The organism is Alcanivorax hongdengensis A-11-3 (genome assembly GCF_000300995.1).
Lineage (GTDB): Bacteria > Pseudomonadota > Gammaproteobacteria > Pseudomonadales > Alcanivoracaceae > Alcanivorax > Alcanivorax hongdengensis.
On sequence record NZ_AMRJ01000017.1, the window covers coordinates 54,502 to 70,143 of the forward strand.

General features: G+C 62.7%; 13 protein-coding genes. 4 read left to right on the top strand and 9 right to left on the bottom strand.

All coding sequences use genetic code 11. The features are described 5' to 3' along the window. The first annotated feature begins 209 nt into the window (after positions 1-209). Entirely contained in the window at positions 210-1,841 is a 1,632-nt protein-coding gene (gene nadB / locus A11A3_RS11345; protein ID WP_008929441.1) for an L-aspartate oxidase, read from the top strand. Here the strand turns inward: nadB and A11A3_RS11350 are convergent. Together A11A3_RS11350 and A11A3_RS11355 are read right to left on the bottom strand one after the other, a co-directional pair. Beyond that, entirely contained in the window at positions 1,825-2,217 is a 393-nt protein-coding gene (locus A11A3_RS11350) for a hypothetical protein (protein WP_008929442.1), read from the bottom strand. The two genes, nadB and A11A3_RS11350, sit on opposite strands and share 17 nt — an antisense overlap. Continuing rightward, complete coding sequence (locus A11A3_RS11355) at positions 2,183-2,443, bottom strand: FAD assembly factor SdhE (RefSeq protein ID WP_008929443.1); 261 nt, start codon at positions 2,441-2,443, stop codon at positions 2,183-2,185. Before A11A3_RS11355 ends, A11A3_RS11350 begins: the two co-directional genes overlap by 35 nt. A gap of 128 nt (positions 2,444-2,571) precedes the next feature. On the opposite strand from A11A3_RS11355, the gene ygfZ reads away from it, so the two are divergent. Further along, complete coding sequence (gene ygfZ / locus A11A3_RS11360) at positions 2,572-3,525, top strand: CAF17-like 4Fe-4S cluster assembly/insertion protein YgfZ (RefSeq protein ID WP_008929444.1); 954 nt, start codon at positions 2,572-2,574, stop codon at positions 3,523-3,525. Positions 3,526-3,680: 155 nt separating this feature from the next. Here the strand turns inward: ygfZ and A11A3_RS11365 are convergent, their stop codons facing one another. The 7 genes from A11A3_RS11365 to recJ all read right to left on the bottom strand — a co-directional run bounded on the left by A11A3_RS11365 (position 3,681) and on the right by recJ (position 11,558). Continuing rightward, a complete protein-coding gene (locus A11A3_RS11365) occupies positions 3,681-4,793 on the bottom strand; it encodes an enoyl-CoA hydratase/isomerase family protein (RefSeq protein ID WP_237738859.1) in 1,113 nt (370 codons plus the stop codon). A 215-nt stretch (positions 4,794-5,008) separates the two neighbouring features. Next, a complete protein-coding gene (gene ung / locus A11A3_RS11370; RefSeq protein ID WP_008929446.1) occupies positions 5,009-5,701 on the bottom strand; it encodes a uracil-DNA glycosylase in 693 nt (230 codons plus the stop codon). Further along, on the bottom strand, positions 5,688-6,359 hold the full coding sequence (locus A11A3_RS11375; protein ID WP_008929447.1) for a TetR/AcrR family transcriptional regulator: 672 nt from the start codon (positions 6,357-6,359) through the stop codon (positions 5,688-5,690). The genes ung and A11A3_RS11375 overlap by 14 nt, the downstream gene beginning before the upstream one ends. Before the next feature lie 61 nt (positions 6,360-6,420). Then, positions 6,421-7,911 carry a lysine--tRNA ligase gene (gene lysS / locus A11A3_RS11380; RefSeq protein ID WP_008929448.1) on the bottom strand — a complete coding sequence of 497 codons (1,491 nt, stop codon included), beginning with the start codon at positions 7,909-7,911 and terminating at the stop codon, positions 6,421-6,423. Between the two features lie 140 nt (positions 7,912-8,051). Then, positions 8,052-9,168, bottom strand: a protein-coding gene (prfB, locus tag A11A3_RS11385) for a peptide chain release factor 2 (protein WP_157375623.1) whose coding sequence is annotated in 2 segments (ribosomal slippage) — positions 8,052-9,095 and positions 9,097-9,168 — 1,116 coding nt in all. Because the reading frame shifts where the segments join, the coding sequence is not laid out codon by codon here. 149 nt (positions 9,169-9,317) lie between these two features. After that, positions 9,318-9,602 (bottom strand): DUF7352 domain-containing protein, encoded by a 285-nt coding sequence (locus tag A11A3_RS11390; RefSeq protein ID WP_008929450.1) that lies wholly within the window; start codon positions 9,600-9,602, stop codon positions 9,318-9,320. A 228-nt stretch (positions 9,603-9,830) separates the two neighbouring features. Beyond that, on the bottom strand, positions 9,831-11,558 hold the full coding sequence (gene recJ / locus A11A3_RS11395; RefSeq protein WP_040297087.1) for a single-stranded-DNA-specific exonuclease RecJ: 1,728 nt from the start codon (positions 11,556-11,558) through the stop codon (positions 9,831-9,833). Positions 11,559-12,039: 481 nt separating this feature from the next. Here recJ and fadB point away from each other — a divergent pair, with 481 nt between their 5' ends. Together fadB and fadA are read left to right on the top strand one after the other, a co-directional pair. Continuing rightward, positions 12,040-14,187 carry a fatty acid oxidation complex subunit alpha FadB gene (gene fadB / locus A11A3_RS11400; protein ID WP_008929452.1) on the top strand — a complete coding sequence of 716 codons (2,148 nt, stop codon included), beginning with the start codon at positions 12,040-12,042 and terminating at the stop codon, positions 14,185-14,187. 24 nt (positions 14,188-14,211) lie between these two features. Beyond that, entirely contained in the window at positions 14,212-15,387 is a 1,176-nt protein-coding gene (gene fadA / locus A11A3_RS11405; protein WP_008929453.1) for an acetyl-CoA C-acyltransferase FadA, read from the top strand. Positions 15,388-15,642 lie beyond the last annotated feature (255 nt).

The window sequence follows — 15,642 nt, forward strand, 5'->3', positions numbered from 1 at the left end:
TTGATTCAACATTTACGCGCGCCAGAGCCTCTGGACAAAAACCCGGGGGTACGGTTTGATGGCCGACCTTTTACGCCAACCGGACCGGCCCGCCTGGCAGGCCGCGATTCGGCAGAGGCTACCGGCATTATCCGGCGAGCTCCCAGGCCCCGCACCGCGCATAATCGTATTACCCGGTTACTGACCGGGAAGTGATTCAGAGGTTCCCTATGGCCACCTACCGACACGATGTTCTCATCATTGGCTCCGGCGCCGCCGGCCTGACCGTGGCACTGCGCCTGCCGGAGACCACCCGCGTGGCCATGCTCTCCAAGGGCAAGCTGACCAGCGCCAGCACCTACTATGCCCAGGGCGGCGTGGCCGCGGTACTGGACCAGGAAGACTCCCTGGAAAGCCACGTGCAGGATACCCACGTGGCCGGCGGCGGCCTGTGTCACGACGATGCGGTGCGCTACACGGTGGAAAACGGCCCGGATGCCATCCGCTGGCTGATTGATCTGGGGGTGGATTTCACCCGCTTTGACGGCGGTGACGACGGCGCCCTGCCCTACCACCTGACCCGTGAAGGCGGCCACAGCCACCGGCGCATCATTCATGCCGCCGATGCCACCGGCAAGGCTATCTCCACCACCATGATCGAGGCGGTCAAGAAGCGCGACAACGTCACCCTGTTCGAGCATCGGGTGGCCGTGGACCTGATTCTGCAGGAGCATGACGCCGCCAACGGGCAACAGGGTAAAGAGAAACGCTGCTGCGGCGCCTACGTGCACAACATCCAGACCGGCGAAACCGACGTGATCCTGGCCCGCTCGGTGGTACTGGCCACCGGCGGCGCCTCCAAGGTCTACCTGTACACCTCCAATCCGGACGTGGCCACCGGCGACGGTATCGCCATGGCCTGGCGGGCGGGTTGCCGGGTGGCCAACATGGAATTCATGCAGTTCCACCCCACCTGCCTCTACCACCCCAAGGCCAAGAGCTTTCTGATCACCGAAGCCATCCGCGGCGAGGGCGGGCGCCTGCTGCTACCCAATGGCGAGCGCTTCATGCAGCGCTTTGACGAGCGCGGCGAACTGGCGCCGCGGGATGTGGTGGCCCGGGCCATCGACCACGAGATGAAGCGGCTGGGGGCGGACTGCCTGTACCTGGACATCAGCCACAAGCCGGCGGATTTCATCATCGAGCACTTCCCCACGGTCTACGCCAAGTGCCTGCAACTGGGCCTGGATATCACCCGTGACCCGATTCCCGTGGTGCCCGCCGCCCACTACACCTGTGGCGGCGTGATGATCAATCAGCAGGGCCAGACCGATGTGCCCGGCCTCTACGCCATCGGCGAGACCAGCTTCACCGGCCTGCATGGCGCCAACCGCATGGCCAGCAACTCGCTGCTGGAATGCTTTGTCTACGGCAAGGCCGCGGCGGACCATATCAGCACCCAGCTGGATACCCTGCCCCAGCCCCGCGACACCTGCGAATGGGATGACTCCCAGGTGACTGACTCCGACGAGGACGTGGTCATCAGCCACAACTGGGACGAGCTGCGCCGTTTCATGTGGGATTACGTGGGGATCGTGCGTACCGAGAAGCGCCTGCAGCGTGCCCAGCACCGGGCCGACCTTCTCAAGAACGAGATCGCCGAGTACTACAGCAACTACCACATCAGCAACGACCTGCTGGAACTGCGCAACCTGGTGGTGATTGCCGAGCTGATCATCCGCTCGGCGCTGAGCCGCAAGGAAAGCCGAGGCCTGCATTTCATGCGTGATTTCCCGGGCAGCCTGGACGCGCCGCAGGATTCCATATTGGTGCCCGACAACAGCCCTATCGCCGGCGGTTGACCCAGAGCCACTGGTAGAACGGCTGCAGGTCCCCGGCACTGGCCTGGTCGGCAAACAGATGCAGCCAGCCCCGGCGGGTCTGCAATCCCAGCCAGGGGCCCAGGCGCACCAGCCGGTACGGCGGCGCCAGTGTGTGCACCTGGGCGCCGGTCACCGTCAGCTCGCCATCACGCCAGTAAAGTCGCCGCACCAGTGCCGGCCGCCAGGTACGCAACGCGCCCACCGCCAGCACCCACAACAGCAGTTTCCACCACAGGGCCAGCGGCGCCAGCACTAACGCCAGCGTGCAGAGCCACAGGCTCAGCTGCGCCAGCCGGCGAGGATAGCGAGACTCGCCCAGATCAAGTGCGAGGGGCAGAGACCGCTGCCAGAACATGGCGAACATACTCCCGCATCACCGCATCCTGCGGCTCGCTGCGATGGGTAAACCACTCGAACATGTCCGCATCCTGACAGGCCAGCAGGGCCTCGAAGCGGTCCTGGTTCTCTGCGGTATCGTTATCGAAATGGTCATCCAGGTAGGCGTACAGCACCACCTCCACCTCGGAGGCGCCCCGGCGGCATTGCCAGCGGTACTTGCGTTTGCGTTCTTCCAGATTCATGCACAACTCACGACTTTCGGACTGAAGGCGCATTATCTATGATGGCGCCACACGACGACACCATTGTCGAGCGATTGTCGCACCCCGGTGTCGCTAAAACACGCCGCAAGACAACGTGCAGGAGAGTCATGAGCGCCTGGTCCGACTTTATTGCCAGCCAGTCCCTGGCCGCTACCGCCAACACCCCGTTGCTAGCCCACTGCGATCACCTGGCCGTGATCCGTGCCAGCGGTGAGGAAGCCGGCCACTATCTGCAGGGCCAACTGACCTGTGACCTTCAGGATATTGATCACGGTGCCCACCGCAACGGCATGCACCTGAGCCTCAAGGGCCGCGGCCTGGTCTCCATGCGCGTGGTGAAAAGTCGCGACGGCTACCTGCTGCTATGCCCGGCGGACAAGGCCGAGGACGTGATCAAGGCGCTGATCAAATATCGCCTGCGCGCCAAGGTGGACTTCCAGGTAGACGCTGACGCGGTGGTGCTCGGCGTGGCCGGCGACCTGGAAGGCACTGGCCTGTCCGTGCTGCCCGCCGCCGGTGAAAGCCACTGCAATGATCACACCCTGGCCCTGCGCTACCCGCACACGGAGCAAATGCTGCTGATCACCCACGGCGAGCACGCCATCAAGCTATGGCCGCAACTGGCCGCCAATCGCGCCCTGACCGGTGCCAACGGCTGGCTGTGCCAGGACATCCTGGCCGGCGAGGCCATGGTCTTTGCCGGCGCGGAAGATCTGTTCCTGCCGCAGGTGCTCAACTACGACGTGACCGGCGCGGTGAGCTTCAAGAAAGGCTGCTACACCGGCCAGGAAGTGGTGGCACGCATGCACTTCAAGGGCAAGCTCAAGCAGCGCATGCAGCGTATCGACTACCAGGCGGCAATCCCCCTGGCCCCGGGCCAGGTGGTACGCGATGCCAACGGCAAGGCCGCCGGTGAAGTGGTCATCAGCGCCAGGGGCAGCGACGCCCACCACGCGCTGATCGTCCTGCGCCGCGACACCGACGGCATCCTGTTTGCCGACGACCAGCCGCTGGACAGCAAGCTGGTGGGGCTGCCCTATTCCTTGCCGTGGAAAGAGTGAGATTAATTGAGAATGGATAATGGATAATTGATAACGGCGCGTTCAAGCGTGGTCATTATCAGAAAGCAAAGAGGCCGCGCCCAATGACTGGGCGCGGCCTCTTGCGTTTCAATCACTGCGAGCCCCGCTCTCGCGCCGTTATCAATTATCCATTATCAACTATCAATTGCCTCTAACGGATTTTTCGGTGCCGGGCAGCGGAAGAAACCGTCGATGTAGGTGGCGGGCACGTCGGCAACGCTGCGGTGGCGAAAGCCCGGTTTGCCGTCCTTGTCGATCAGCAGGGCCCGCACCCCTTCACGGAAGTCGCCGTGCAGGGAACACTGTACCGCCACGCACCATTCCATGCGAAACACCTCGGCCAACGTCATGTAGGTGGAACGGCGCAGCTGTTCCCACACCAGGTGAGCGGTCTGCGGGCAGCCGCGCTCCAGGTTGCCCAGGGCCTTGTCCAGCCAGCGGTCACGCTCCTTGGCGGTCAGCAACTGCTCCGTGACGACCTGGATGCTTTCGCCATCACACAGGCGGTTGATCTGCGCCAGGTGGTCCACCAGCGGATGGGGCAGCTCGCCCATGTCGGCGCCCTGCTGCTTGAACAGACGATAGATCACCGCCCGGTTGTCGCGGTCACTGTCAGTGAAATCCTGCTCGGCCAGCGCCTGCAGCAGGCTGTCCGCGTCCGCGTCCACCATGCGGTCGGCCATGCCCACTTCCACCGCTTCGCGACCATTGATGTGCACACCGGTGAGGCCCAGGAACAGCCCCACCTTGCCGGGCAGACGATTAAGGAACCAGCTGCCGCCCACATCCGGGAACAGGCCGATGGTGATCTCCGGCATGGCCAGGCGCGAGCGCGGCGTCACCAGGCGGAAGTCCGCGCCCTGCATCAGGCCCATACCACCGCCCATGACAATGCCATCGCCATAGACAATCACCGGAATGGCACTGCGGTGCAGGCGGTAATCAAGCGCGTATTCCTCGGCAAAATACTGCTCGGTAAAGGGGTTACGGCCCTCACCGGCATGTTTCACCATGGACTTGTGCATCTGCACGATATCGCCACCGGCGCAGAACGCCTTGCCACCGGCGCCATCCAGCCACAGGGCGACAATATCATCACGGCCTTCCCACTCATCCATCTTGCTCATCAACGTCTGGATCATTTCCAGACTCAGGGCGTTCAGGGATTTGGGCGCATTCAGCGTGGCCCGCACGATCACGCCACCGTTACGGGTGGGCACTTCGGAAAACAGCACGCAATCAGACACAGCAACTCCTTGGTCTCAACTCGGCAAGGATGGTAACAGAAGCAGGGAAGTTAATTGATAATTGAGAATGGATAATTGATAGCTGCGCGAGCAGCGTATGCAGAATCTTGAAGCGCAGAGGCCGCGTCCACACGTTGGGCGCGGGGCCTCTTGCATTGAAGACCCTGAGAGTCCAGTCCGCGCGTTATCAATTATCCATTCTCAATTATCAATTGCTACTCCGGCACCGACCAGTCAATCGCCGTCAGTCCCTGTTGCAGCAGGTACTGGTTGGCACGGGAAAAATGACCACAGCCGAGAAAGCCGCGATGGGCAGACAGTGGCGACGGGTGTGGTGCGGTGAGTACACAGTGGCGCTGACGGTCGATCAGCCGGCCCTTCTTCTGAGCGTGGCTGCCCCACAGCAAAAACACCAGACCACTACGCTCACGGTTGAGGTGTTCAATGGCCTGGTCGGTGAAGGTTTCCCAGCCCTGCTTCTGGTGCGAGGCCGCCTGGCCGGCTTCCACGGTCAGCACCGCGTTGAGCAGCAGCACGCCCTGCTCGGCCCAGTGGATCAGGTTGCCATGGGACGGCGGCGTGATGCCCAGATCCCGCTGGATTTCCTTGTAGATATTGACCAGTGACGGCGGCGTCCTGACGCCGTGCTGCACGGAGAAACACAGGCCATGGGCCTGGTTGGGGCCGTGGTACGGGTCCTGGCCGAGAATCACCACCTTGACCTGGTCAAAGGGGGTGAGATTGAAGGCATTGAAGATATCCGGGCCCGGCGGGTAGACGGTCTTGCCCGCCTTTTTCTGCTCGGCAAGGAAGGCGCGCAGGCGGTGCATGTAGTCCTTGTCGAACTCCGTCGCCAGGCAGCGCTGCCAGCCCGGTTCCATCTGCACCGCCCGTTCAGCCATGGGCATGGGCCAACAGCTTGCTGAACAGGTTGTGCATGCGCGGCTGCACGAATTCCATCAGCGCATTCTCCGGGTGCACCAGCAGGCGCTGTTCCAGCGTCATCATGGTGCTGAGAATCAGCTCCGCATCCATGCGCGGATGCTCACTGCCCAGCAGGGTGCAGGCGCCTTCCAGCAGCATCATTTGCTGGCGCAGATACAGATCCGCCAGGTCACTGAGGCGCTTGTCGAGCACCGCTTCCTGCAGGAAGGCCTGCTCGGCGATCAGGTGACCACGGCGCTGGGTGACCTCGTTGATGATAAAGCCGGCGGTCATCTCGCTCAGGCCCTTGAGCAGCCGCTCCAGCTGGGCCGGGTCTTTCAGGTCGTCGGCGGAGAAGCTCTCCATCAGGGCGAAGGCCTGCTGGCGGAACGGCTCGATCACATCAGCCATGGCCCGCTCGGCAAACAGCGTAAAGGCATCGGCGATCAGGTCGGAGATGTCCTTGAAGTAATAGGTGGTGGCGGACAGCGGCACATCCGCCTCCTTGGCCACCGCCCGGTGACGCACAGAGCGGATCCCCTCGCGCACGATAATGGTGAGCGCCGCCTCCAGAATGGCCTGGCGGCGCTGTTCGCTACCGGCCCGGCGGGTTTTTCGTCCCTGATATTGGATTGCAGTCATCAGTCTTCAGCCAGCCTTAAAAACAATGAGCATACCACCGCACGGCACGTGCGACTTGGCTCTAGCGACCTGTCGGGCGCATGTGCGGGAACAGGATTACATCGCGGATGGACGGTGCATCAGTAAAAAGCATGACCAGACGATCAATGCCGATGCCCTCGCCCGCCGTGGGCGGCAGGCCGTGTTCCAGGGCCACCACGTAATCCTCGTCGAAGAACATGGCCTCGTCGTCCCCCGCTTCCTTCTCTTCCACCTGCTTGCGGAAACGCTCCGCCTGGTCCTCGGCGTCGTTCAGCTCCGAGAAGCCATTGGCGATCTCGCGGCCACCGACAAAGAACTCGAAGCGGTCGGTGACAAAGGGGTTGGCATCACTGCGACGGGCCAGCGGTGATACCTCGGTGGGGTATTCGGTGATGAAGGTCGGGTCCTTCAGACGGTGTTCCACGGTCTTTTCGAAAATCTCGATCTGCACCTTGCCCAGGCCGTAACCGTCCTTGAGCGGAATGCCCAGCCCCTCGGCGATCCGGCGCGCGCCCTGCTCGTCGGCCAGCTGAGCGGGGTCGATGTCCGGGTTGAAGTGCACAATGGAATCAAACACGGTCATGCGCGCAAACGGCTTGCCGAAGTCGTAGACATCGCCCTGGTAGTGCACATCGGTGCTGCCCAATACGCTCTGTGCCACGGTGCGCAGCATTTCCTCGGTGAGGTTCATCAGGTCACGGTAGTCGGCAAATGCCTGATAGAACTCCAGCATGGTGAACTCGGGGTTGTGCCGGGTGGACAGCCCCTCGTTGCGGAAATTGCGGTTGATCTCGAACACCTTCTCGAAACCGCCCACCACCAGACGCTTGAGGTACAGTTCCGGCGCGATGCGCAGGTACATGTCCAGGTCCAGGCTGTTGTGGTAGGTGACGAAGGGGCGCGCCGTGGCGCCACCGGGGATCACCTGCAGCATGGGGGTTTCCGCTTCCACGAAGCCTTTCTGCACCAGGAAGTTGCGGATACCGGCGACCACCTGGGAGCGGATCTGGAAGGCCTTGCGGGTGTCTTCGTTGACGATCAGGTCCACATAGCGCTGACGATACTTGGCTTCGGTATCAGTCAGGCCCTTGTGTTTTTCCGGCAGAGGACGCAGGGATTTGGTGAGCAGCACATACTCATCCATCATCACGTACAGGTCACCCTTGCCGGATTTGCACAGCGTGCCGCGCACGCCGATGATGTCGCCCAGATCCCAGTGCTTGGTGTCCTTCTGCACATCCTTGGTGGCATACACCTGAATGCGCCCGGACATGTCCTGCAGCACCTTGAAGGCCTTGCGGTCGAGCATCAGCCGGCCAGCCACCGCCACCTGGATACCCTTCTCTTCCAGTTCTTCCTTGCTCAGCTCGCCATACTGCGCCTGCAGTTCAGCGGCCAGGGAATCACGGCGAAAGTCGTTGGGGAAGGGATTGCCCGCTTCACGTAGCTCGGCCAGCTTGGCGCGGCGCTCGGCAATCAGGCGATTCTCGGATTCCTGCTGTTCGGTTGCGGTGTTCTGTTCGTCAGCCATGTAGTTACCTTACAAGGGTCGAACGTCAGACGTCAGACGTCGGACGCAATAAAACTTTGCCTGGGTCGGACGCCTGTGACCAGACATCCGACGCTGTGGGTTTGGCGTCCGACGTCAGACTTCCGACGTCAGACGCCTCGTCACAAGCCCGCTTTCAGGGACGCTTCGATAAACTTGTCCAGCGCGCCATCCAGCACCTGCTGGGTGTTGTGGCTTTCCACATTGGTGCGCAGGTCCTTGATGCGGCCATCATCAAGCACGTAGGAGCGAATCTGGCTGCCCCAGCCGATATCCGCCTTGTTGTCTTCCATGGCCTGCTTCTCGGCATTGCGGCGCTGCATTTCCAGTTCGTAGACCTTGGCCTGCATCATCTTCATGGCCTTGTCCTTGTTCTGGTGCTGGCTGCGCTCGCTCTGGCACTGGGTCACCACGGTGTGCTCGGTGCCGCCCTCGTCCTTGAAGGTATAGGTCAGACGCACCGCCGAGTCGGTCCGGTTAACGTGCTGACCACCGGCGCCGGAGGCCCGGTAGGTGTCCACCCGCATGTTGCCCATGTCGATATCGATATCGATGTCGTCATCCACTTCCGGAGACACGAACACGGAGCTGAAAGAGGTATGGCGGCGGCCACCGGAATCGAACGGGCTCTTGCGCACCAGGCGGTGCACGCCGGTTTCAGTGCGCAGCCAGCCGAAGGCGTACTCGCCCTCGAAGCGCACAGTGGCCGACTTGATACCCGCCACATCGCCGGCGGACGCTTCCACCAGCTCGGTCTTGAAGCCGTGGGCCTCGCCCCAGCGCAGGTACATGCGCAGCATCATTTCCGCCCAGTCCTGGGCCTCGGTGCCGCCGGAGCCGGCCTGGATATCCAGGTAGGCGTTGCAGGGGTCCATCTGGCCGGCGAACATGCGGCGGAATTCCAGGTCGGCCACCATGGCCTCCAGGCGTTCCAGCTCGCTTTCCACTTCCGGCAGGCTGTCTTCGTCGCCCTCTTCCACCACCAGATCCAGCAGCGCCTGGGTATCTTCAATGCCCTGGCCGGCTTCATCGATGGTTTTTACCACGCCTTCCAGCTGGGCGCGTTCCTTGCCCAGACCCTGGGCGTAGGTGGGGTCGTTCCAGACATCGGGGTTTTCGAGTTCTCGCTCGACTTCGGTCAGACGCTCGCTCTTCTGATCGTAGTCAAAGATACCCCCTAAGCGCACCGACGCGCTCGCCGAGGTCAGAAAGATGGTTTCGCAGCGGATTGACTTCCATACGTCTCTCTGTGTTTGGGTTGAGCTGCACACTGGCCGGTGGCCAATGTAAAACGGCGCAGTGTAGCGGTTTGCGCCGTGGGTGACGAGGGGCGAGACGCCCCCTTCCCGCCGGAGCCAGCAGGCTGGCCCCGGCAGAACAGGAAAGCGTCAGTCCTTCAGCTCGTAGACGTGATAGGCCGCGGCTTTCATATGGTCGATGGTGGTGCCGATGTAACGGGCATTGTCGGGAATGCCGGAGCCGGTGGCGAACACCTTGAAGCGACGAACTTCCTTGGGCGTGTCGATCACGGTATCCGCGTCCACTTCCACCCACATGCAAATCGACGCATCCTGCAGGATGTAATCCACCCGCAGCACCTTGCCTTCTTCGGGCAACCGGATCTCCTGCACCTCGCTGGCGGTGTTGAGCCGGTGTTTGTGAATAGTCTTCATGCGTGTCCCCTCCGTTAAGGACCCATCAACGGCGACGGCGATAGCCGGCCCGCCCATGTTAGTGGCGCCAGCCTTGTGGGCTGGCTGCGTACCAGGCAGCCCCGGAGGTAACGGGCACAGGGTGCCGTCCGGGTCTGGTTGCCCCCGAATGCGGGAGCGAAGCGCAATGCTAGCAAAAACAGGGGCGCTGGACAGCCATTGTCGACAATTTGTCGGCCAGCGCCGTGATCAGGCCACCGGCACCAGGTGTTCGAACAGCAGCTGCGGGTTACGCTGGCCGCGGAACTCGTTGACCTCCAGCCGGTAGACGCCACGCACCCGGCGAATGCGGCTGGGCAGTGCCGCCACCGGCACATTGAAGTGAATGGCATCGATCACCCCGCTGACACCGGGCAGGCCCAGGGTCAGCTTGAGGTGGCGCTCGCCGACGATGCGATGCTGCAACACCTCGAACTCGCCATCGAAGCTGGGCGCCGGGAAGCCCTGGCCCCAGGGGAAGCGGTGGCTGAGCAACTCGGCATTGGCCAGCGACAGGTCCGGGTCGGCCAGCTCGCCGTCGGTTTCCACCACCCGTTCCAGCGCCTCCGGCGACAGCCTCTCGCCCACCGCCTTCTCGAAGGCGGCCTTGAAGGTATCCAGCTTGTCCGCCTCCAGCGACAGGCCCGCCGCCATGGCATGGCCGCCGAATTTGCTCAGCAGCCCCGGGTTGGCGGTGGCCACCGCATCCAGCACATCACGCAGGTGCAGGCCGGGAATGGAGCGCCCGGAGCCCTTCAGGGTGCCGGCCTGCTGGGCCGGCGCGAAGGCGATCACCGGCCGGTGCACCGCCTCCTTGACCCGCGAGGCGAGAATGCCCACCACGCCCTCGTGCCATTCCTTGCCATACAGGCACAGGCCCGCCGGCAGGTTGTCCGCGTCCAGCCGGGCCACCTCTTCCATGGCCGCATCGCGCATGCCCTGCTCGATGGAGCGGCGTTCACGGTTGATACTGTCCAGCTCGCCGGCCATTTCCATGGCCTCGGCATCGGTTTGCGCCAGCAGGCAAGCAATGCCGTGGGTCATGTCCGACAGGCGCCCGGCAGCGTTCAGGCGCGGGCCCACGGCAAAACCCATGTCCGCGGCCAGCACCCGGTTCGGGTCGCGCCCGGCCACCCGCAGCAGGGCACGAATGCCCGGGCAGCCCTTGCCGGCGCGGATACGGCGCAGGCCCTGCTCCACCAGCACCCGGTTGGCATCATCCAGCACCACCACATCGGCCACCGTGCCCAGGGCCACCAGATCCAGCAGGTCGGTGATCGGCAAGGTTGGCGTGACACCCTGCTCGCGCAGCGCCCGCTGCAGGGCCATTAACAGATAGAAAGCCACACCCACACCGGCCAGGTTGGCGGCGGGGAAATCCTCACAGCCGGGCAGGCGCGGGTTCACCAGCGCATCGGCCTGCGGCAGGGTGGCGCCGGGCAGGTGATGGTCGGTGATCAGCACCCGCATCCCGCGGGCCCGGGCGGCGGCCACGCCATCAACACTGGCGATACCGTTGTCCACGGTAATGATCAGGTCCGGCTGGTATTGCTGTTCAGCCAGCGCAACGATGGCCGGCGACAGGCCATAGCCGTATTCAAAGCGATCCGGCACCAGGAAATCCGGGCGGGCAAAACCCAGCGCCTCCAGGCCGCGCACCATCAGCGTGGTGGCGGTGGCGCCATCGGCGTCGTAGTCGCCGACAATACAGATGCGCCAGTTATCGGCCCGCCCTTGTAAAAGCAGCGCCACAGCCCCACGCAACCCGGAGAACTGCTCGGGATGGGGCAGTCGCTTGAGGCCCAGGTCCAGCTGCGACGGGTCCTGCACGCCCCGGCCCGCCAGAATCCGCGCCAGCAATGGCGGCACATCCGGCCAGTCCGGCGTGTGTTGCGGGCGGCGGCGAATGGTTGGCAGGCTGAGCGTGTCTACGGGCATGGATGACCAATGGATAATGGAAAATGGATAATCGAGAACCAAACGCAGCCCTCTCCCACACGAGAGAATGGCACCCGGATTCAGCACCGTTCCCATCGCGCCGCCAGAGCACCGCTTGAGGCACAAGCCGGCCTGGCCTTGCCCGGCCTGAATGGTTCGCGCCTCAATCAGCGTTCCTGCGAAAACAGACCGGCAAGTCTGCCACGCCGGACCCGGAACAGCACCATCACAGGGAGCAAGTGATGAAATTTTCACCATCGGCAAGGGCACAGCCGCCGCCACGACCATGTAGTCACAAATTGGGGCTAAAAAAGTCATCCCGCTTCCCTATACTTGCGGGCCTACAAGTTCGGTCGCTGATGTAAGCAAACACTCACATGAATGCAAACATGAGCGACAACGCCTCCCCCATTTTCGGGACCAGGGGCACACCAAAGCGGCCTGAATATGCCGCGTACTTTGGGACTGGAGAGCAAACGCTATGATCTATCAAGGCAACGCCGTAAGCGTACAACTGCTTGACGACGGCATCGCCGAACTGAAGTTCGATCTTCAGGGCGAGTCAGTCAACAAGTTCAATCAGGAAACCGTGGAAGATCTCGGTAAGGCCGTCGAAGCCATTCAGGGCAACAGCGACATCAAGGGCCTGATCGTGACCTCCGGTAAAGGGGTTTTCATCGTTGGCGCCGACATCACCGAATTCACGGACATGTTCAAACTGCCGGAAGACGAAATCGCCGGCTGGTGTCTGAAATCCAACCAGGTCTTCAACGCCTTTGAAGATCTGGACATTCCCAAAGTGGCAGCCGTTAACGGCATCGCCCTGGGTGGCGGCCTGGAAATGTGCCTGGCCGCGGACTTCCGCGTACTGAGCGAGAAGGCCCAGGTGGGCCTGCCGGAAGTGAAGCTGGGCCTGTACCCGGGCTTCGGCGGCACCGTGCGCCTGCCGCGCGTAATCGGCGTGGACAACGCCGTTGAGTGGATCGGCGCCGGTGGCCAGCACCGTGCCGACAAGGCCCTGAAAGTGGGCGTGGCCGATGCCGTGGTCGAGCACGACAACCTGCAGGCCGCCGCCATCGACCTGGTCAAGCAGTGCCTGGCCGGCAAGATCGACTTCCGCGCCAAGCGTCAGGAAAAGCTCGAGCCCCTGAAGCTGCCGCCGATGGAAAACATGATGGCCTTCCAGACCTGCATGGCCATGGTCGCCCAGCAGGCGGGCAAGAACTACCCGGCCCCGGTGGCCGCCGTGAAAGCCATGCAGGCCCACGCCGGCATGACCCGCGACAAGGCCCTGGAAGTGGAAGCCAAAGGCTTCGCCAAGGTCGCCAAGTCGCCCCAGGCCACGGCACTGGTCGGCCTGTTCCTGGCTGACCAGCAAGTGAAAAAGGTCAACGGCAAAACCGCCAAGGCCTCCAAGGAAATCAACCAGGCCGCCGTACTGGGTGCCGGTATCATGGGTGGCGGTATCGCCTTCCAGTCCGCCCTCAAAGGCACCCCCATCATCATGAAGGACATCGCCGACAAGGCGCTGGACCTGGGCATGAACGAAGCCTCCAAGCTGCTCGCCAAGCGCGTCAGCAAAGGCAAGATGGACGCCGCCAAGATGGGCCAGGTGCTCTCTTCCATCCGCCCGACCCTGAACTACGGCGACTTTGATCACGTCAACGTGATCGTGGAAGCGGTGGTCGAGAACCAGAAGATCAAGCAGTCCGTTCTGGCCGAGACCGAAGGCAAAGTGGCCGAGGGCACCATCCTGGCCTCCAACACCTCCACCATCTCCATCACCAAACTGGCGGAAGCGCTGAAGAAGCCGGAAAACTTCGCCGGCATGCACTTCTTCAACCCGGTACACATGATGCCGCTGGTGGAAGTGATCCGTGGTGAGAAGACCTCCGACGAAACCGTCGCCACCCTGGTGGCCTACGCCCAGAAAATGGGCAAGAACCCCATCGTCGTTAACGACTGCCCCGGGTTCCTGGTCAACCGCGTGCTGTTCCCGTACTTCGGTGGCTTCGGCATGCTGATGCGTGACGGCGCCGACTTCGAGGCCGTGGACAAGGTGATGCAGAAGTTCGGCTGGCCCATGGGCCCGGCCTACCTGATGGACGTGGTCGGTATCGACACCGGCGTACACGCCGCTCAGGTCATGGCGGAAGGCTTCCCGGAGCGTATGCAGTACGACTTCAAGGACGTCTCCACCGTGATGTACGAGAACGAGCGTTACGGCCAGAAGAACGGTGTCGGCTTCTACCGCTACGAGACCGACAAGAAAGGCAAGCCGAAGAAGGTTGCCGACGAGAAGACCTGGGAACTGATCAAGCCGCACGTGGCCGAGACCCGGGAATTCGACGCCGAGGAAATCATCGCCCGCATGATGATCCCCATGTGCACCGAAACCGTTCGCTGCCTGGAAGACAACATTGTAGGTTCCGCTGCCGAGGCCGACATGGCCATGATCTACGGCATCGGCTTCCCTCCCTTCCGTGGTGGTCCGCTGCGCTACATCGACAGCCTCGGCGTGAAAGAATTCGTCGCGCTGTGTGACAAGTACGCACACCTGGGCGGCATCTACGAAGCCCCGCAGATGCTCAAAGACATGGCCGCCAAGGGCGAGTCCTTCTTCGCCTAAGCCACGGACACAGGAGATTTAGAAATGAGCTTGAATCCGAATGACGTAGTCATCGTCGATGCGGTCCGTACGCCCATGGGCAAGAGCCGTAACGGCCAGTTCCGCAACGTGCGTGCCGAAAAACTGTCTGCCCTGCTGGTACAGGCGCTCATGGAGCGTAACCCCAGCTGGGACACCCAGCTCACCGAAGACGTGATCTGGGGCTGTGTAAACCAGACCAAAGAACAGGGCATGAACATCGCCCGTAACATCTCCATGCTGGCCGGCCTGCCGCGCACCAGCGCCGCGCAGACCGTCAACCGTCTGTGTGGCTCTTCCATGCAGGCGCTGCACTCCGCCGCCCAGGCCATCATGACCGGCAACGGCGACACCTTCGTGATCGGCGGTGTCGAGCACATGGGCCACGTGGCCATGGATCACGGCGTGGACATCAACCCGGAGATCTCCAAGGTCACCGCCAAGGCCTCCAACATGATGGGCCTGACCGCAGAAATGCTCGGCAAGATGCACGGCATCAGCCGTGAGCAGCAGGACGAGTTCGGCGTGCGTTCCCACCGCCTGGCCTGGGAAGCCACCCAGCAAGGCCGCTGGAAGAACGAGATCGTGCCGATCGAAGGCCACGACCAGGAAGGCAAGAAAATCCTCTGCGAAATCGACGAAGTGATTCGCCCGGGTGCCAGCCTGGAAGACATGCAGAAACTGCGCCCGGTATTCGACCCGGCCAACGGGACCGTCACCGCCGGCACCTCTTCTGCCCTGTCTGACGGTGCCTCCGCCATGCTGGTGATGAGCGCCGAGCGTGCCCAGGCCCTGGGCCTGAAGCCCCGCGCCAAGATCCGCTCCATGGCCGTGGCCGGCTGCGACGCCGCCATCATGGGCTACGGCCCGGTACCGGCCACCCAGAAGGCCCTCAAGCGCGCCGGTCTGACCATCGACGACATCGACTACGTGGAGCTGAACGAAGCGTTCGCCGCCCAGTCCCTGCCCGTCATGAAAGACCTGAAGCTGCTGGACAAGGCCGACGAGAAAGTGAACCTGAACGGCGGCGCCATCGCCCTGGGTCACCCGCTGGGCTGCTCCGGTGCGCGTATCACCGGCACCCTGCTGAACGTCATGGAATGGAAAGACGGCCAACTGGGCCTCGCCACCATGTGCATCGGCCTGGGCCAGGGTATCGCCACCGTCATCGAGCGCGTGTAACGCACCCCAACCTCTCTGGAGGGTCTCCTCTCCCGCAAGCGGGAGAGGGACAGGGAGAGGGCGCGCTTAAATAGCTTGCCGCTCCCGAGACACCCTCCTGATGCCAATTTCCGGCCCCGCCTCACAAGGGCAGGACTGGAAACAAAAAACCCCGGCTTATCCGCCGGGGTTTTTCTTTTGGGGAGCCGCTAACTTGCTAAAGGATTGATTCAGGCTGAGGCCAGGGTAGTGTTCAGAATTCTGTGTCATTTCTTT